Source organism: Algibacter agarivorans, from assembly GCF_039543245.1.
Lineage (GTDB): Bacteria > Bacteroidota > Bacteroidia > Flavobacteriales > Flavobacteriaceae > Algibacter_G > Algibacter_G agarivorans.
The window spans coordinates 52,290-70,869 of the sequence record NZ_BAABJJ010000034.1 but is presented as its reverse complement, the minus strand read 5'-3'; the positions used below and the strand labels follow the sequence as shown (position 1 = coordinate 70,869).

Genomic DNA, 18,580 nt, shown 5'->3' with positions numbered 1-18,580 from the left:
ATCTATCTGGAGCTTTGTCGAAAGTGGGTTGTAGAACTAACAGAATAGTTTAGCTTGTCAGGTTTCTAAGATATAAATGTTCGGAAGTTAAAGATTTATGATAAGCTGTTCCCCTCCGCGGAGGGGCTAGGGGTGGGTTTTATATTTTTGACCTCTTTAGCTGACTAGTTATATTAATTTACCCACCCCTAACCCCTCCAAGGAGGGGAATTAAAATGCGGTTTGGTTTTAAATAAAAAAAATCACTAGCTGTTTCATATGCTATGTCCATTTTTTTTTGTCAATATTTTGTATTCCGAACATTTATGTTTCAAAAACCTGACAGGTTTTGTGAAAATTATTTTATTGTAATTCTAGTACCCTCACTATGACTGCTAAATTCTGGAGCGTACATGCTTTGAATAGTAGTTATGCCATTACTCATATTGCCGGCATTATTCACGCGTAAATCATATTCAAATACATAAATGCCTTTAGGTAAGTAATCAAAAAAGAAATTAGTGCTAGCATCTTTAGTGCTTTCGTAATACCCCAAACCATCTTGCCACTTGTATTTCGAAATTACATTTACAGGTTCTAACCCAGATGCGCGCATATCTTTCATGTGAATAAACTCCATGTTTCTATCGCTTCGTAATTCAATACGAACACGAACCAAGTCACCTACTTTTAAATGTGTTTCAGAAGTTATTTCCGAAATTTCTTCACCAGTATCTGTATTTGTTTTAAGGAATAGTTTTTTCTTCAATTTAAGCGGTGTTTCTGCTGAGGTAATTTTATCTAAATCCTCAAAATACTGCCAATACAAACTTCCCCAGGTTATACCGTTTCCTTTTTTAGTGATTTTTACTTTACCCATATCTGGATTAATTTCAGATGAAGGCCAAGATGTTTTAAAATAACCTGTTCCAGCTTCAACTTGTACATCTTCTAATTTTGAAGGCTCAATTTGTTGTCCACCCAAAACCACATCAACCATATCGGTTATAGGTAGCCAATCACTGCCTTGAAGCAATAAAGCGTAAACGGCTTCGGTAGTAGCTTTAGTAGTTTTCCAACTATTGGTTTGTTTGTTTTTAAGTAACCATATTTTTAAATTATCGATGGTTTCCGTCTCGTTCTGCTGCATGTCAGAATCTTTTCCAATCTCAGAGAATGCTTCTATCATTAACGCTTGGGTTTCAATTGGTGCCTGATACCAATACCATGAGTTGGTATTTGATTTCCAATACATACCCAATTCTTCTGAAGTAATGCTTGTTTCTTTTAAAGATTTTAAGATTGAAGAAGCGGTTTTGGTAGCATCATTTCTATGAGACACTAAAGCCATTAATCCTTTTGAATATAACGAGCGACTTAACCAATACTTTTGGATTTGCGTTTGATAATATGCTATAATAGTTTCAACTTCTTTCGACTTTTTAATGTCTGGATAGAAGCTTCGCATATATAAATAATGCAATTGTGTGTGGCTTAAATGGTCTTTATTCAAATCTATTTTAGCATCATATTTTCTGATGTCTTTGTATTCTTTTACAAATTGTGCATCTAAATAATTAATAGCCTTTTGAATCATTTGAGATGATTCGACAGCATTCGACGAGACAACAAGTTGTTTTAAGTGACCAAAACCAGTTATAATATGTTGTGTAATATATCTGTTTTCTCTTCCGCCATTAAACCATGCCCATTCGCCAGAATGCATTTGATTTGCTTTTAGCTTGTTTATTGCGGATTGCAATTCATTATTCATTTTATTTAAATCGAATAATAAGGCGATGCGTTTTTTCTGTTCTGTTTCACTTTGTGCATCACGTAGCCAAGGTGTTTCCTGAATTAAGATAGACTTTAAATCTTCATTTTTTTCCAAGTTTGAAAGTAGTGCATCAGTATTTCTCCATTGATTGAATACGTCTTGAATTCTAGGGTTTGAGTTGGCAATATGAGTAGCTAAAGCATTGGCATAATATCTACTGAACGTTTGCTCATTGCACTCATATGGGAATTCCATTAAATAGGGCAGTGCTTGGACCGCATACCACGCCGGATTGGACGTCATTTCCAAAGTCAGTTTATGATTTTTAAGCGTTGTTGAGGTATTGGTTTTCAACTTGTCTAAAGTGAACGTTTTGGTTTGATTGCTACGAATCCACATCGGTAGGGTTTCAGTAACCAACATGCGGTTTGATAAAACGGGTAATGCATTTTGTTCGCCATCGCTGAAATCTCCAGCCTTAGCGATGACTTTATATTGCAGGGCTTGTACATCATCAGGAATCGATAAATGCCAGGATACCTGAGTGTTGCCAGAGGGCGGGACAGAAAAGAAAGCCCCCTCTAACTCCCCCGAAGGGGGGGAAGTAGCTTGTTTACGGATAAGTCTTGAGGTAATATCTTTTCCTGAAATAGCGTCGGTTAATATTAATTTGGCTTGTCCCGAAAGTTCTTTTTCTGTTAGGTTTGCGATTTTTGTGCTAATAGTAATGGTATCGCCTTCGCGTAGAAATCTAGGTGCGTTGGGGATGACCATCAGTTCTTTTTGAGTAACGGTTGTTAAGGTTTTAGTGGCACTTTCTAAAGTTTTGGTATGTGCTAATAATTGTAGTTTCCATTGGGTTAATGCTTCTGGTGTTGTAAAGCTAAAGCTTATATTGCCTTCTGAATCTGTTTGTAGTTTTGGAAAGAAAAAAGCCGTTTCCTGAAGGTTTTTACGAATTTTGATATTGTTGAAGTTTGGTTTTTCTTCTTTCAAATGTCCTTCGGCATTTAATTGCTCAATTGATGCACCTACTAAGCCTTTCTTCTTTTGTTCTCCATTACCAACAACTACAACTTCATCTAAATCAGCTTCAGGGTTAAGCATTACGGATTCTTCAACTTCCATTTCATTTTCAATAATTTGCACACCTGCAACTCTTCCTCTTGAAGATTTCGTTAAATACCTATTCCCATATCCAAAACTAAACCCAAACCAATTTAACTGGTCATAATATTGTTGGGGATAATTTATGCGTGACCTATCATTATAAACCCTGAAATTGCGTGTTCCAAAGCTTTTGTTTGCTCTGCTATTGTTATTTGAATAGTAAATGGCTTTTTGTAAAGGGTTAAACTTCCATGTATGTGGTTTAAATTGGTCTAAAGACGCATCGTACATACTTGCTAGTAATTCGGCACTAACTTTTTCGCCGTAAGGCCCTTTAATTTTAAATTGCCAAGTTTCATCCGTTCCTGGTTGTAATTTATCTCTAAAGGTTACCGTTTCAATTTCTAAATTGGTTTTAGGATAAGGCACATTAATTACTTGCGATCCTGCTTGAAAACTATTAAACGCAGCAAAAGTATAATGCACTACAAATCCACCTAAATCGCCTTTTGTGACAGGAATACTAATCGTTTTCTTGTTTGCATTTAGTTTGATGATTTCTGTCTTTATGATGTCTTTATCTTTTTCTACAGATACAGTAACGGATACGTTTACAGCTGCGGACCCTATAGTTACATAAGCTGTATCGCCAATAGCGTACGACGATTTATTGGTTGCGATATTAAATAATTGTTTGTCGGCTATCGTTTTGTCATCATTACTAAAAAGTGTCGTTTTAATTTCGTCTTTTACCAATTGACCGAATTTGTCTTTACTTTCTAAAGCAATGAGGTATTTGCCAGATTGCCACTTTTTGATTTTTCCAAGATTAAGTTTGGTTGCATTTCCAGTATTAAATGATGCTATAAAAGCAAGTTTCCCTTTTTTCCAATTATTGGAATTTTGTTCATTTTTATACGCCTCATGGGGAAAAAGCTTTTTAAAATCTTCCTCAGAAAAATCTTGATAATCGGGTGCGAACCAAGGACGCTGTCTAAACACTGTATTTGGTGCTTGTAATTTGTAAATTTTAATAGTGCCTTTTGCAGGAACAAATTCGCCGTTTAAGTTTTTAGTATCAATAGTAATGGCGTGGTCTTTTTTCGTTTTATCTAAAATAGCATCCATACTCATATTCGCTATTAACGCATGGTAACCAACACTTAAAGCGGTAGTTGTACTTCTGGTTTCGCCATTTAAATCGGTAACATCAGCTGTTATTTCATAATTGAAAATGGGTAAACTTGTTTTATCTACGCTAGTGTCGGGAATGGCTTTAAAAGTGATTTCAAATTCGCCTTTATCATTGGTAAAGCTTTCTCCATGAGTAATTTCTTGAGGTTCGCTGTTTGCCCAAGGTCTATACCAAAAATACCATCTAGGATATTCGACTTTTCGGTGCACACGATACACGACTTTGGCATCCGTAATATTACTGCCTGCATAAGCTAAGGCCTTTCCTTTAATAGTAACAGAATCGTTGACTTTAAAAGTTTCTGTAACAGGTGTGAATTTTGTTTCGAATTTTGGACGTTTGTATTCTTCAACAGAGAAATAATGATTTTCTCTTAAGGAACCTCTAGTTGTATAAACTTCAATATAATATTCTCCGTTTAAACCGCCGTTAGGTAAAATAAACTCACCTGAAACAGCCCCAAATTCATTAGATTGAAAATCTAGTTCAGAAACTTTTTCTCTGTTCGCGTTATGTAATGTTGCAAAAACAGTTTCATTTGAAAAAGGCTCAGATTTGTCTTTATCTTTCTGAACAATTATGGATTTAAAATAAACGGTTTGGCCAGGTCTGTAAATGCTTCTATCTGTAAATAAAAAGGATTTATAGCTTACTTTTTCTTGTTGCTCTTTGTATTGTTGATTGATGTAAAAATCTTCAAAATAAGCGACATCATTAGCATGTGTTACTTTCAGATTTAAATTTCTGTACCAACTATTATCCTTTTTAATTTTTACTTCGCCTAAATTATTGGTGGTATAGTTTTCTGTAGTTGGATTATTGTTATTCCTTTTGTAATACGATAATTCAACTTTAGCATTTGTAATTGGCGCACCATTATTTCTATCAATAATTTGAAATATTTTATACTGAGGTGTTTCAGTTTCCACCAAAGCTATATCGGTAACTTGAATGCTTGAAAAAGCAAAAACGTTACTGTCATTTTCTAAAGTACCTACAATTAAATACCTGCCATTGTGTAGTTCAGGGATTAAAATTTCAGAACTATGGGTTTGATAATCTTGCTCGTTTCTTAGCTTGCTGTTCCATTGTTTTCTGGCATTTAGTCCATTTATAAAGGCGCGTTGCTCATCTTTTCTGTATGTTTTGTTGAATTTTTCTAATTGACTTTTTGAGAGTTTATAGATGTTGAATTGTAGAAAATCTAAATTTTTATAACGTACTAATAGGCGCGCATTTTTTTTAATAGGAAGAAAATTTTCAGAAGTGATTTGAAGTGTTTCTTGTTCTATTTGAGCCTTTAAAACAGCACACTTTTTTGCGCCTTTACTTTTTGGGAATTTAGTAATAACAGTGTTGCAAATAGCCAAAGCTTCTTTAGCTTTCCAACGGTTTTCCTCTTTTTTATTAGGTTGATAATCTTGACTGTTTTGATAGTGAATAGAAGCCATTTCAAAATCATATAAACCAGAAACTTCATGCGCTTTTAATCGCGTGCTTTCGGTTTTTAAAGCATCTAGTAATATGGTTTGTTTGTCGCTAAAAGTCGCGTGTTGATTTACGAATTTTTGGCGTTCAATATTAACGTCAGCCAGGGCAAAAGGCAATTGATCTTTTAAATGAAATCGAATTAAATCTTTATAGATTTTTAAAGCATTTAATTGTAAGGACGTAGAATCTTTAGACTCGAATTTTAAAGTTGAAAATGTTTCAGCATCACTTGAAAACTTAGAATTATCAATTTCAAATTTATAAGCAGGTTTTGTAATATGGGTTTCGTTCGTTTTATAAAACGATAAAGCTGTATGACTTAAAAAATCAAACAAAGTAGGTCTGTAAATTTTAGAACCTTTATGCTCATTCAGTAAAGCACTGTAGTTTTCTAAACGTTCCTGCTGAAGCATCAATCCATTTTTCAATGACTTTTGGTAGTGCAGGTGGATTTCATTAAAAAGAGTTTGTAAGTCCCAAGTTCTAAAATCATTAGTGTCTACTTTTTCAGAAGTTTTTGTTCTGTTATAAAATTGCCATCTGTTTTGGTTAAAATATTGCCAATACAAATTAGCAAGAATGCTTTCTAATACATTTTTAGTAGGGAATTCACTAAGGGCTATTTGTTTTTTAAAATCATTAATAATGTTGAGTTGCGCATCTTCCTCTAAAATCAAAGCAAACTTGCTTTTAAAAATCATGGTTTTTATAAGTTGCGGATAGTTTTTGTCTTTTGCCGCTTTCTTTTCAATGCCTTCAACAACATCTAAAGCAGACTTAGGTAAGCCTTTGGTCTGAAATTGATTCACTTTTTCCCATAGCGACTCGTAGTTTGGTTGTTGTGCGTTAGGAAAGTTTGCAAAAAGTATAATCATTAATATAGATAGTGTGTGTTTCATTATGTGCTGAATTTATTTCAGTAGTTCAGTTTCCGTTAAGTTTATCACTAAAATACTTTCAAAAGCTATACCAAAAAATCACGAATGAGTGAATAGTATGTTTAGTTGAGTGAAGGTAGGATTTTTATCAATAAAATAGAAACTGTATTTTTGCGTTATCCACTTATTTACTATGAATAAATTTTTGCTCCTATTTTTGTTTCCAATCATGGCAATCTGTCAATCTAATCTTGATGGTGTAGAAGCGCTTTTTCAAAAAAAACAATTCAAAAAAGCAGAACATTTAATTGTTAAATATTTAGAAGACCATGCAAATAGCCTTAAAGGCATAGAGCTTTTAGGCGATGCTTATGGACATCAAAAAATGTGGGATGATGCTATTAATAACTACGGAAAATTAGTAGTAGCCAATAAAAACAGTGCCAATTATCATTATAAATACGGCGGTGCTTTAGGGATGAAAGCGTTAGAAAATAAGTTTAAAGCTTTAGGGTTCATTGGCGATGTAAAATCATCGTTTTTAAGGGCGGCAGAATTAGATAAAAATCACATTGGTACACGTTGGGCTTTGGTAGAACTGTATGTTTCCCTTCCAGGAATTATTGGAGGGAGCACGTCCAAGGCGCTCAAATATGCTTCTGAGTTGGAAAGGTTATCTAAAGTCGATGGGTATTTGGCAAAAGGCTACGTTTATGAGTATGATGATGAACCAGAACTAGCCGAAAAGTATTATAAAATGGCAATAAAAGTAGGTGGCTCACTAACTTGTTTTGATAAGTTGACTAAGCTTTACGAAAACGAAAACCAACCTCAAAAAGCCATTAGTAATATTGAAAAAGCAAAAGATAAACACCAGCGAAATGCACTGCATTATCAAATTGGTAAAGTGGCCGCCGAGTACAACATAGAACTTCAGAAAGGTGAAGACTGTTTGCATACCTATCTTAAAAACTATTCTGCTGAAGATGGCGTTCCAAAAGCATGGGCGCATTACCGCTTAGCTCAAATCCACATGCACAAAAAAAATAAAATAGAAGCTTTAAAATATATTGATTTAGCCATTGCTGGACTTCCTAAAATAAAACCGTTTATAAAGGAGAAGGAGAGGATATTGGGGATTCAGTAGTTTTTAGTCGCAGTCGCAGTCGCAGTATTCAGTAAAACTTTGCGCCCTTGCGCCTTTGCGTGAGAAAAAAAATCAAGAAAAATCATTCGAGAATTCGTAACGAAAAAACTATATTTGAAAATCTTCAAAACAACATAAATGAACGTACATTTTATAGCTATTGGTGGTGCAGCCATGCACAATTTAGCACTCGCACTTCACAATAAAGGCTACCAAGTAACAGGAAGCGATGATACCATTTTTGAACCTTCAAAATCACGATTAGCCGCCAAAGGCTTATTGCCAGAAACTTTTGGTTGGTATCCAGAAAAAATCACATCAAATTTAGATGCCATTGTTTTGGGGATGCATGCCAAAGAGGATAATCCAGAGCTTTTAAAAGCACAAGAATTAGGTTTGAAAATTTATAGTTACCCTGAGTTTTTGTATGAACAATCTAAATACAAGACCCGTGTAGTTATTGGCGGAAGTCATGGAAAAACCACAATAACATCCATGATTTTGCATGTGATGCATTATCATGACAGAGAAGTGGATTATATGGTGGGCGCACAGTTAGAAGGTTTTGACGTGATGGTAAAACTTACCGAAACAAACGATTTTATTGTTTTAGAAGGCGATGAATATTTAAGTTCCCCAATAGACAGACGACCAAAATTTCATTTATACAAACCCAATATAGCTTTATTGAGCGGCATTGCTTGGGACCATATAAATGTGTTTCCAACCTATGAAAACTACCTAGAGCAGTTTAGTATTTTTGTAGATTCTATTGTAAGTGGCGGAAGTATCAATTACAATGAAGAAGACCCAGAAGTTAAGCGTGTAGTGGAAGCTTCAAATAATACCATTAGAAAAATAGCATATCAAACTCCAGAATATACTGTTGATAACGGACAAACTTTATTAGAAACTCCAGAAGGCGAATTACCAATTGAGGTTTTCGGGAAACACAACTTAAACAATCTTGCAGGCGCCAAATGGATTTGTCAACACATGGGTATAGATGAAGATGATTTCTATGAAGCTATTTCTACATTTAAAGGTGCCAGTAAACGCTTAGAAAAAATTGCTGAAAGCAAAAATAGTGTCGCTTATAAAGATTTTGCACACTCGCCAAGTAAAGTAGAAGCAACCACCAATGCCGTTAAAGAGCAATACAATAACAGAACTTTAGTGGCCTGTTTGGAGTTGCATACCTACAGTAGTTTGAACGCCGAATTTTTAAAAGAATATAAAGGTGCATTGGATGCAGCCGATGTAGCCGTGGTGTTCTATTCGCCACATGCCGTAGAAATTAAAAAATTAGAAGAAGTCACACACGAGCAAATTGCCAATGCTTTTCAACGTGACGATTTAATTATTTATACCAACCCAGACGATTTTAAAGATTTTCTATTCTCGCAAAACTTTGATGATAAAGCGTTGCTTTTAATGAGTTCAGGTAATTATGGAGGTTTGGATTTTGATGCTGTGAAAAACTTAATTGAGTAGAATTAGGAATGTTCGTTTAATGTTCTTTACGGATATAAAATCGTTTTAATGTTTTATATCCGACGCTAAACGAAGGTAGCTGAATTTTTTTACAAAGTCAAGTTTTTAGATTTTAAAAATCATCCCCAAAAAAGCGGCAATACTCTCTCGATTAGCACGTATCAATTCTGCTCTAGCGTTCTCAATATCTCTAGGTTTTTTATCCTGTGAGAGTTTAAACTTGCCTTCCCAACTAGTAATAGTAATTTCAAACATTTTAATGTAATCTAAATTGCCTTCCATGCTTTTATTATCTGCTTCTAAAACGTATTTATGGTCTGGTGCTTCCAAAAATTCAGTCATGGTTATTAAGGATTCTTTTAGCGCCGCTTTGCTTTCAATGGCTTTTACCGAGCCTTTTAAATGTACTTTAATATAGTTCCAAGTGGGTAATTGCGTGGTTTCGTAAATACTTGGTGATATATAACATTGCGGGCCAGAAAAAATGATGGTGATGTCGTTACCATTCTTTAACAATTCCGCGTGCGGATTAAATTTATCAATATGACCAATAAGTTTACCCGCTTCATTATAAATTAAGGGCAAATGTGTAATTAAAGGTTCGTCGTTTTTAACAGAAATAAGTGTTGCTAATGGATAGGTTTTAATCACTTCAATCATGTGATTAATATCGTTGTCTTGATGGTGTTTTGGTGGGTATTTCAAAGTGTATGTCATGCCCTATAATGAGGGAGTCTTATGATTTTAGTTAATGATTTTTTGGTATTTTAAATTTACGATAAATGTATTTCATTTAAAAACTAAATTGTAGATATGGATTTAAAAGGGAACAGAATAATAATAATTCTCAGCTCATTTTTCATATTCGCATTACAAATTAATCTTATTTCTTACAAAAATATCTTTTTACCGATAAAATTTGTAAATAAACGATAAAATGTTTATTTTCGTCGACCAACCAACCAAAGCCCCTAAATGATGAAAGTGAAACAAATATCATTAATTGAAAATAATTGGTGTGAGAAGATTGAATCAATAGACATTGATGCTAATTTGTTCTTATTATTTATTTCCCCAGACTTTAACTTAAAAGATGAAGTCTTACTTTCTCTTAACAAAAAGTATCCTAAATCTACAATAATTGGATGCTCTACTGCTGGCGAGATATCAGACGTAACTGTAAAAGATAAAACCATATCGTTAACAGCTATTCAACTAGAAAAAACGACCTTAAAAAAGGTTTCTTTTCAAATAAAGGATATGGATTGTAGTTATAAAGCTGGTGAAGAAATTGCAAATAAGCTTGATAACAATGATTTAAAACACGTGATTGTTTTAAGTGATGGATTAAACGTTAATGGCGCAGACCTTGTGTCTGGTTTAAAATCAAAAATACCTCATGTAAGTATTACAGGCGGGTTGGCAGCAGATGGTTCAGATTTTAATAAAACGTTTGTAATTAATAATGATGAAATAATTGATAAAACGATAATAGGACTTGGCTTTTATGGTGATGATTTTAAAGTTGGTTTTAGCTCTAAAGGCGGATGGGATAGTTTTGGAATTGAAAGATTGGTTACAAAATCGAATAAAAATGTCCTTTATGAGTTGGATGGTATGCCTGCTTTAGAAATTTATAAATCGTTTTTAGGGGAACATGCCAAAGATTTACCCAGTTCTGGATTACTTTTTCCGTTAAGTATGAGAAACATAGAAAATACAAGCCCATTAGTGAGGACAATTTTAGCAATAAATGAAGAAGAGCAAAGTCTAACTTTTGCAGGGAATATACCCCAAGATTCCTATGTTAGATTAATGAAAGCAAATATAGACCGATTAATTAGTGGTGCTGAAGATTCAGCAATTTCTGCAAATAAAAATTTAAAAGAAACATCAGAATTAGCAATCCTTATTAGTTGCGTTGGCCGAAGATTGGTTTTAAAACAACTAGTAGAAGAGGAAGTTGAGGTGGTAAGAGATGTTATAGGCCCTAAGCCAAGTATTACTGGGTTTTATTCCTATGGTGAAATTGCACCATTTGGAGAGTTTTCGCCTTGCGAATTGCATAATCAAACCATGACAATAACAACACTTTCAGAATGTTAAATAATGATTTACATAGGCTCCTGAAGCGCCAGCTTAAAAAAGCAGATTTAAATGATTTGGACAATCCTCAATTAACGGATTTTTTAAATACAATTAATGACGCTTATAAGAGTTTTGACAAAGATGTATATCATATTGAAAATATTCTTGAGCAAAGTTCAAAAGAGCTTTTTGCCGCAAATCAAAAATTAATCAACGAACGAGATACTACCAAAACTAAATTAGAAAATTTAGTAGATAATATTGGAGGGGTTATTTTTGAAACCGACATGCATGGGAATTTTACGTTCTTGAATAATGCCTGGGAAAAATATTCAGGGTTTACTATTGAAAATACTCTCGGCAAAAGTTTTAAAGATTTTTTAGTGACTAAAAATATTGAAGGAAATAAAGAATCCCATAAATTATTCTCTAAGAAAAAGAAGCGTATTGAGTTTATCTTTAAGCATAAAAAGAATAATAAATTAAAGTGGTTTGAGTTAAAATCAAAACTAATTAAGGACAATAATGGTTTGCCAACTGGATTTATAGGTACAATTATAGACGTAACCAACTTAAAAGAAACAGAAGTTGAGTTGCAAAAAGCGAGTAAATCTAAAGATGAGTTTTTATCTACCATGTCTCATGAAATTAGAACTCCTTTAAATGCTGTTACTGGATTAACAAATATTCTATTAATGGAAGATTATTTGCCAGAGCAAGTTGAAAATCTTAAAGCTTTAAAATACTCTGGTGAGCATTTATTGGGTTTAATAAATGATTTGTTAGATTTTGATAAAATTAAATCTGGAAAATTAAAAGTTATAGAAAAAGATTTTAGCTTAAATTATTTTTTAGAAAATATAAAATCTCACTTTCAATTAAGAGCCGAAAAAAAAGGTGTAGTTTTTAATGTTATAAAAGAAAATAATATCCCAGATAATATTATTGGCGATAAATTAAAACTCACTCAAATAGTAAAAAATCTGCTAAGTAACTCTCTGAAATTTACCGAAAAAGGAAGTATAGTTCTTAGCGTTCAAAATTTAGGCTTTGATAAAAATAAAATCAGCCTTAAGTTTAAAATCATAGATACAGGTATAGGAATATCTAAAAGTAGACAAGAATCGATATTTGAAAGTTTTATGCAAGCAAATTCCGAGACTTCACTAAAATATGGAGGTACTGGTCTTGGCTTATCAATTAGTAAAAAATTATTAAACCTACAAAACAGTAATTTAATAGTTGAAAGCAAATTAGGGCAAGGAGCAACTTTTTCTTTTGAAATTACATATAAAGTTAGTAATAGGCTTAACCTATACGAACCAGATATGATAAAAATGCAGCCAAACTATGCCCCTTTAAATATAAATGTATTGGTTGCCGAAGACAATAAGATGAACATTCTTATTTTAAAAAGATTCTTTTTGAAATGGAAAGTAAATTATAAAGTAGCTGAAAACGGCGAAGAGGTTCTGCAGTTTTTTGAAAGTTCTAATTTTGATTTGGTTTTAATGGATTTACAAATGCCAATTTTAGATGGTTATCAAACGGCTAAGGTGATTAGAAACATGTCAGATAAATCTAAAGCAAATATTCCAATAGTAGCCTTAACGGCATTTGCTCAAACCGATATTAAAGAAAAAACTAAACGATATAAAATGAATGGATTTATGGGTAAACCATTTAATCCTGAAAAACTTTATGCCTTATTAAAGTCTTATTCTAAGAAAGCTCTAAATGAGCAAGTTATTTAGCCGTTATTAGATAGATAAATAGTGTCTGGTCGTAAACAGACTATTTTTATAATTTGAATTATTTTTGATGTCATTTTTATTTACTTTTTATGAGGTGATGCCTTAGCATCAGGCGGTTAAAAATAAATGGAAAGGGCGCAAAAAGAGACAAATTTAATTTTGCTATGTTTACGTCCAGACACTAATTAGATATACAAATAATTTTATTGTTTGTAATGCAATCAATATTTATCTTTAACCAATGCAAGAAAAACCATCCTCATTTTCTATAAAAAACTGGAGTCAAGACGACCGGCCACGTGAAAAATTGCTCTATAAAGGTAAGTCTGCTTTAAGCGATGCAGAATTAGTGGCCATATTAATAGGCTCTGGCAATAGAGATGAAAGCGCTGTGGCGTTGTGCAAACGTATTTTAGCCAGTGTAGATAATAATTTAAGCGCATTAGGGAAGTTGTCGATAAAGCAGCTTATGGAATTTAAAGGTATAGGTGAGGCAAAAGCAATAACTATAATATCCGCTTTAGAATTAGGACGGCGACGTAGGGGTGAGGAGGCCTTAGAAAAAAAGAAAATCACTTCTAGTATATCGGTTTTTGAACTCATGCAGCCCGTTATTGGTGAATTACAGCATGAGGAGTTCTGGATTATTTATATGAATAATTCTAATAAAGTTATTCAGAAAAATCAACTAAGTAAAGGTGGTATAACGGGAACTTTGGTAGATGTGCGTTTGGTGCTAAAAAATGCTTTAGAAGTTGGTGCCACAGGATTGATATTGGCGCATAATCATCCGTCGGGAACCTTAAAACCTAGTGAAGCCGACAAACAAATCACTCAAAAATTAAAAGTGGCGTCACAAAGTTTGGATATAAAAGTATTAGATCACTTAATTATAACAGAAAAAGCATACTTTAGTTTTGCTGATGAATCACTTTTGTGAAAGCACCAAAAAAATAATCAAAAGTAAAATTTCAAAACCCTAAACATGGAATGATTCAATTAATTGGAATTTGTAATTTTTTAAATTAGAATTTGGAAAAAAATGCTATTAGTCTATACCCATAAAATATCTCCTAGATTAAAATATGTTTTCAAACATATTTGCACAAGAATTTTAGGTATAGAGGTAAGTTTTACAACTAAAATAGAGGTTTTTATTGCACACGACAGCATGAAAATGTCGTACACCAAACAACAACTTGGTAACGAGTTTTTTATTAAAAGCCATGAGATTTTATTTGAACAAGGATTAAGCGATGTTGAAATCCATATGCATGATTGGGGTCAAACTAAATGTTTCTTTTATAATGGAGAAAAGAGCGCTATGCCTTTTGATATTTTTTCAGCTGCCTTTTATTTATTATCGCGTTATGAAGAATATTTACCCCATGTAAAAGATGAGTTTGGTCGCTTTACCGCAACTGAAAGTTTAGCCTATAAAAAAGGGTTTTTGCATCAACCCGTTGTGGATATTTGGGCCTATAAATTTAAGGACGCTTTACAAAAACAGTTTCCAGAATTTGAATTTCCGACAAGAACCTATAGCATTAAACCTATTATTGATGTGCCTAGTGCCTATAGTTACAAATTAAAAGGTATTATGCGAACTTTGGGAGGTGTTATTAAAGACTTTTCTAGATTTAGATTTATAAGTTTGTACCGTAGGTTTATGGTAATTCTTGGTTTTAAACACGACCCGTTTGATACCTTTAAATATGTGATAAATAGACAGAAAACCTCTAATTTTAAATTCCTTTTCTTTTTTTTGATAGGGGATTATTCTACTTATGATAAAGGGATTAACCATAATAAAAAGAAGTTTGTGTCACTTATTAAGTATGTGGCAGATTATTGTAAAGTAGGGCTTAAAATATCATTTTTTGCGATTGAAGATGAAGCTATATTGAAAAAGGAAAAATTGCGTATGGAAGATATTTTGAATACCAATTTAAAAGCATCAAGGCAGTCTTTTTCAAAACTGAATTTACCAGAATCGTATAGAAATCTAATAACTTTAGAAATCCAAGAAGATTATACTATGGGCTATGTAAATCAGGCTGGTTTTAGAGCGGGTTCATGTACCCCTTTTTTATTTTACGATTTGGATTACGAAGTGCAAACTCCTTTAAAGGTTAACTCCTACCATCTAATGGATTATGCTTTGTTGAAAAATAGATCATTACTTGATAAAAAAAAGGCTTTAAATGAAATCATTTACGAAATAAAACAAGTAAATGGGGAATTTGTTCCTGTATTTCATAATTATACGTTTAGTGATGATGATAGGTGGAAAGGATTTAAGGAATTGTTTAATATAATTTTAGATTCAGCCAATGAGTTCTAAAAATATTACAGATGTTTTTTTTGATTTAGATCATACCCTGTGGGATTTTGATAAAAACTCAGGGTTGGCTTTTAAAGAAATTTTCAAAATAAATAGTATAAATCTGAGTTTAGATGATTTTCTGTTACATTATGTGCCTATAAATCTTAAGTATTGGAAACTTTATAGAGAAGAAAAAATAGAAAAAGAAGCGTTGCGTTTTGCAAGGTTAAATGATGCTTTTCAAGCTATTGGTTTTCAGGCTGAAGCACGTTTGGTTTACAAACTATCAGAAGATTATATAACACACTTAACGACATTTAACCATTTATTTGAAAACACATTCGAAATCTTAGATTATTTGAGTGTTAACTATAATTTGCATATTATAACCAATGGATTTGAAGAGGTACAACATAAAAAGTTAACTAAATCTAAAATCAACCAATATTTTAAAACGGTAACCAACTCGGAAATGGTAGGTGTTAAGAAGCCCAATCCTAAAATTTTCAATTTTGCCTTGGAATTGGCGAATGTTAATGTGAACCAAAGTATTATGATAGGCGATAGTTATGAAGCCGATATTCTTGGAGCAAAAAACATTGGTATGGATGTTATTTTTTTTGATTTGAATAACATGACTCTAGATATTGATATCAAACAAATTGATAATTTAATTCAATTAAAAAAGTATTTGTAACTATTACAATTTTGTGTTAAAAATATCTATAAAATTTACAAAAGTGTATCTTTACAAAAAGCCTTTAACTATAATATTTTAAAAATGAAAGCTAAGTTTTTCCCTATATTAATAGCATGTTTTATTATAACATCTGTATTTTCTCAAGCAAACTTAAATAATTATAAGTATGTTATTATTCCTAATAAATTTGATTTCCTAAAGGAAAAAGACCAGTATAAATTAAATTCATTGGCTCAGTTTTTATTTAATAAGTATGGGTTTGAAGCTATAATGGAAGGCACAGCTTATCCTGAGGATTTAATAAGAAATAGATGTTTAGCGTTAAAATCTGATGTTATAAAGGACTCTGGAATGTTTAAAACAAAACTGTCTTTAGAACTTAAGGATTGTAATGATCGAGTAGTTTATACGTCTGGTGAGGGAGAGAGTAGGGAAAAGGATTATAAAACAGCTTATAATCAGGCTTTAAGAGAGGCTTTTAAGACGGTTGGGACATTGAATTATAAGTATGAGCCTAATGAAAATATAACGTCTATAGTAACCTCTCAAACTTCAGGTAAAAGTGAAGTTACAGATGAAATACAGCAATTAAGAGAAGAGATACAGAACCTGAAAAAGGAAAAAGAAGTTGCAGTGGTTGCGCCACCTAAAGTAGTAGCGCCGCAACAACCAATATCTAAGCTAGTTGAAGAAAAATCAATTAAAGAAACGGTTATCATACAAGGTGTTTCAAATGTTTTGTATGCTCAAGAAATTGAAAACGGATTTCAGTTGGTTGACAGTTCTCCTAAAGTGGTTTATAGAATTAAAAGCACAGGAATAAGCAATACCTATATAGTTGAAGGCAAAAGTGCTATTGTTTACAAAAAAGGTGATGATTGGGTTTTAGAATATTATGTTGATAGTATTTTAAAGCAAGATGTTTTAAATATTAAATTCTAAAGTTTATTTGAAACCTGAAGTGCGTTAGGGATTGCAGCGGCATCCTTTTTTGTGCTTAACTATAAGTTTACTTTGAAACACATTTTAAGTTATGTGAAAAACACTTGATGAGATACTGAAACAAGTTCAGCACAAGAAAGATATAGCGGAAAGCCCGACCCTTGGGTGACGCCCAAATAATTTTAATAATCATACTTGTCTTTCCAACGTTGTTTTAAAAATTCGCGATGCACATGTTCTCTTGCATTGTTTCCAGGGTCATAAAGTTTGGTTTTTTTAATGTCGTTGGGCAGAAATTCTTGATTGGCAAAATTATTGTCGTAGCTATGTGCGTACTTGTAATTATTGCCGTAACCTAGTTCTTTCATGAGTTTGGTAGGTGCGTTTCTAATTTCTAGAGGTACACTTAAATCGCCAGTTTCTTTAACCAGTTGCTGGGCCTTGCCAATAGCCATGTATGCTGCATTGCTTTTAGGCGAACAGGCTAGATAGGTAGCGCACTGACTCAAAATAATTCTGGATTCTGGATAACCAATAGTCGAGACCGCTTGAAAGGTGTTGTTGGCAATTACCAAAGCAGTAGGGTTGGCATTTCCAATGTCCTCACTTGCCGAAATCAATAAACGTCGTGCAATGAATTTTACATCTTCACCACCTTCAATCATGCGAGCTAACCAATAAACGGCTCCGTTGGGATCGCTACCACGAATGGATTTTATAAATGCCGAAATAATATCGTAATGCTGCTCCCCCGTTTTGTCATAACGTACCGTGTTATTCTGAATCTTTTGTAAAACAGTTTCATCAGTAATAGTGATGGTGTCTGTGTCATACGAATTCACAATGAGTTCAAAAATATTAAGTAATTTTCTGGCATCACCACCTGAAAGCCTTAAAAGTGCATTGGTTTCTTGTAGTTTTATGTTTTTTTTAGAGATGTACTCGTCTTTTTCAATAGCGCGTTTTAAAAGGGTTTCTAAATCGTTTTTGTCAAAGGCATTTAAAATATAAACCTGACAGCGTGATAAAAGGGCGGAAATCACTTCAAAACTAGGGTTTTCGGTAGTGGCACCAATAAGGGTAATCCAACCCTTTTCAACGGCTTGTAATAAGGAATCTTGTTGTGATTTGCTAAACCTATGAATCTCATCAATAAACAAAATGGGGTTTTTTGTAGTAAATAAACCGCCACTTTGTTTTGCTTTATCAATTACATCTCGAATATCTTTTACCCCAGAATTTATAGCACTCAAGCTGTAAAAGGGTCTGCCTGATTCAGTAGCAATAATGTTGGCAAGCGTCGTTTTTCCCGTTCCCGGAGGTCCCCAAAAAATCATTGATGGTATTAAACCCTGTTTAATATGTTGCGTTAAAGCACCCTGTTTACCTACCAAGTGGGTTTGGCTCACATAGTCCTCTAAGTTTTTGGGTCGTAAACGTTCTGCTAATGGCTCATTCGCGTTCATAAATGTAAAATTAAAACAATTCCTTTTCAAAAAGGAATCTTAATAGGACGAATGTTTAATAAAATTTATCTAATAATTCTAAAGGCACTAATTTAAAAAGTACTTAGTGACTGGATGCATTGACTGTAAGAAGCGACTGAATACTGATAACTGTCAATTTAGCACGAAACCTAAATTGGTAAACTATTTGCTATCTTTAATTTTTATGAAACATCCATAACTAAAACTTGATA

At 33.0% G+C, this 18,580-nt stretch carries 11 protein-coding genes; 8 read left to right on the top strand and 3 right to left on the bottom strand.

All coding sequences use genetic code 11. The features are described 5' to 3' along the window. Positions 1–337: 337 nt before the first annotated feature. The gene (locus ABD935_RS11515; protein ID WP_345192201.1) at positions 338–6,451 is read right to left on the bottom strand and encodes an alpha-2-macroglobulin family protein; all 6,114 of its coding nucleotides are present in this window, start codon (positions 6,449–6,451) and stop codon (positions 338–340) included. A 208-nt stretch (positions 6,452–6,659) separates the two neighbouring features. Between ABD935_RS11515 and ABD935_RS11510 the strand changes: the two genes are divergently transcribed. Together ABD935_RS11510 and ABD935_RS11505 are read left to right on the top strand one after the other, a co-directional pair. Then, positions 6,660–7,577 carry a tetratricopeptide repeat protein gene (locus ABD935_RS11510; protein WP_345192200.1) on the top strand — a complete coding sequence of 306 codons (918 nt, stop codon included), beginning with the start codon at positions 6,660–6,662 and terminating at the stop codon, positions 7,575–7,577. Positions 7,578–7,715: 138 nt separating this feature from the next. Beyond that, entirely contained in the window at positions 7,716–9,071 is a 1,356-nt protein-coding gene (locus tag ABD935_RS11505; protein ID WP_345192199.1) for a UDP-N-acetylmuramate--L-alanine ligase, read from the top strand. Between the two features lie 105 nt (positions 9,072–9,176). On the opposite strand, the gene ABD935_RS11500 is transcribed toward ABD935_RS11505, so the two are convergent. Next, positions 9,177–9,788 (bottom strand): FMN-binding negative transcriptional regulator, encoded by a 612-nt coding sequence (locus ABD935_RS11500; RefSeq protein WP_345192198.1) that lies wholly within the window; start codon positions 9,786–9,788, stop codon positions 9,177–9,179. A 258-nt stretch (positions 9,789–10,046) separates the two neighbouring features. On the opposite strand from ABD935_RS11500, the gene ABD935_RS11495 reads away from it, so the two are divergent. From ABD935_RS11495 to ABD935_RS11470, 6 genes are all read left to right on the top strand, one after another. Then, entirely contained in the window at positions 10,047–11,177 is a 1,131-nt protein-coding gene (locus ABD935_RS11495) for an FIST signal transduction protein (RefSeq protein ID WP_345192197.1), read from the top strand. Further along, positions 11,171–12,913 (top strand): PAS domain-containing hybrid sensor histidine kinase/response regulator, encoded by a 1,743-nt coding sequence (locus tag ABD935_RS11490; RefSeq protein ID WP_345192196.1) that lies wholly within the window; start codon positions 11,171–11,173, stop codon positions 12,911–12,913. The genes ABD935_RS11495 and ABD935_RS11490 overlap by 7 nt, the downstream gene beginning before the upstream one ends. 241 nt (positions 12,914–13,154) lie before the next feature. Next, positions 13,155–13,853 (top strand): RadC family protein, encoded by a 699-nt coding sequence (radC, locus tag ABD935_RS11485; protein ID WP_345192195.1) that lies wholly within the window; start codon positions 13,155–13,157, stop codon positions 13,851–13,853. A gap of 102 nt (positions 13,854–13,955) precedes the next feature. Next, positions 13,956–15,257 (top strand): polysaccharide deacetylase family protein, encoded by a 1,302-nt coding sequence (locus ABD935_RS11480; protein WP_345192194.1) that lies wholly within the window; start codon positions 13,956–13,958, stop codon positions 15,255–15,257. Next, positions 15,247–15,936, top strand: a complete 690-nt coding sequence (locus tag ABD935_RS11475) for a YjjG family noncanonical pyrimidine nucleotidase (RefSeq protein WP_345192193.1) — start codon at positions 15,247–15,249, stop codon at positions 15,934–15,936. The genes ABD935_RS11480 and ABD935_RS11475 overlap by 11 nt, the downstream gene beginning before the upstream one ends. Positions 15,937–16,020: 84 nt before the next feature. Continuing rightward, a complete protein-coding gene (locus ABD935_RS11470; RefSeq protein ID WP_345192192.1) occupies positions 16,021–16,881 on the top strand; it encodes a hypothetical protein in 861 nt (286 codons plus the stop codon). Positions 16,882–17,063: 182 nt separating this feature from the next. Here ABD935_RS11470 and ABD935_RS11465 read toward each other — a convergent pair whose 3' ends face one another. Next, complete coding sequence (locus ABD935_RS11465) at positions 17,064–18,347, bottom strand: replication-associated recombination protein A (RefSeq protein ID WP_345192191.1); 1,284 nt, start codon at positions 18,345–18,347, stop codon at positions 17,064–17,066. Positions 18,348–18,580: the final 233 nt, after the last annotated feature.

What these genes read in the sequence shown, in the direction of transcription:
- ABD935_RS11495 (WP_345192197.1), top strand. Translation starts at nt 10,047, where the DNA reads ATGATGAAAGTGAAACAAATATCATTAATTGAAAATAATTGGTGTGAG.
- ABD935_RS11500 (WP_345192198.1), bottom strand. Translation starts at nt 9,788, where the DNA reads ATGACATACACTTTGAAATACCCACCAAAACACCATCAAGACAACGAT.
- radC (WP_345192195.1), top strand. Translation starts at nt 13,155, where the DNA reads ATGCAAGAAAAACCATCCTCATTTTCTATAAAAAACTGGAGTCAAGAC.
- ABD935_RS11470 (WP_345192192.1), top strand. Translation starts at nt 16,021, where the DNA reads ATGAAAGCTAAGTTTTTCCCTATATTAATAGCATGTTTTATTATAACA.
- ABD935_RS11465 (WP_345192191.1), bottom strand. Translation starts at nt 18,347, where the DNA reads ATGAACGCGAATGAGCCATTAGCAGAACGTTTACGACCCAAAAACTTA.
- ABD935_RS11505 (WP_345192199.1), top strand. Translation starts at nt 7,716, where the DNA reads ATGAACGTACATTTTATAGCTATTGGTGGTGCAGCCATGCACAATTTA.
- ABD935_RS11480 (WP_345192194.1), top strand. Translation starts at nt 13,956, where the DNA reads ATGCTATTAGTCTATACCCATAAAATATCTCCTAGATTAAAATATGTT.
- ABD935_RS11475 (WP_345192193.1), top strand. Translation starts at nt 15,247, where the DNA reads ATGAGTTCTAAAAATATTACAGATGTTTTTTTTGATTTAGATCATACC.
- ABD935_RS11490 (WP_345192196.1), top strand. Translation starts at nt 11,171, where the DNA reads ATGTTAAATAATGATTTACATAGGCTCCTGAAGCGCCAGCTTAAAAAA.
- ABD935_RS11510 (WP_345192200.1), top strand. Translation starts at nt 6,660, where the DNA reads ATGGCAATCTGTCAATCTAATCTTGATGGTGTAGAAGCGCTTTTTCAA.
- ABD935_RS11515 (WP_345192201.1), bottom strand. Translation starts at nt 6,451, where the DNA reads ATGAAACACACACTATCTATATTAATGATTATACTTTTTGCAAACTTT.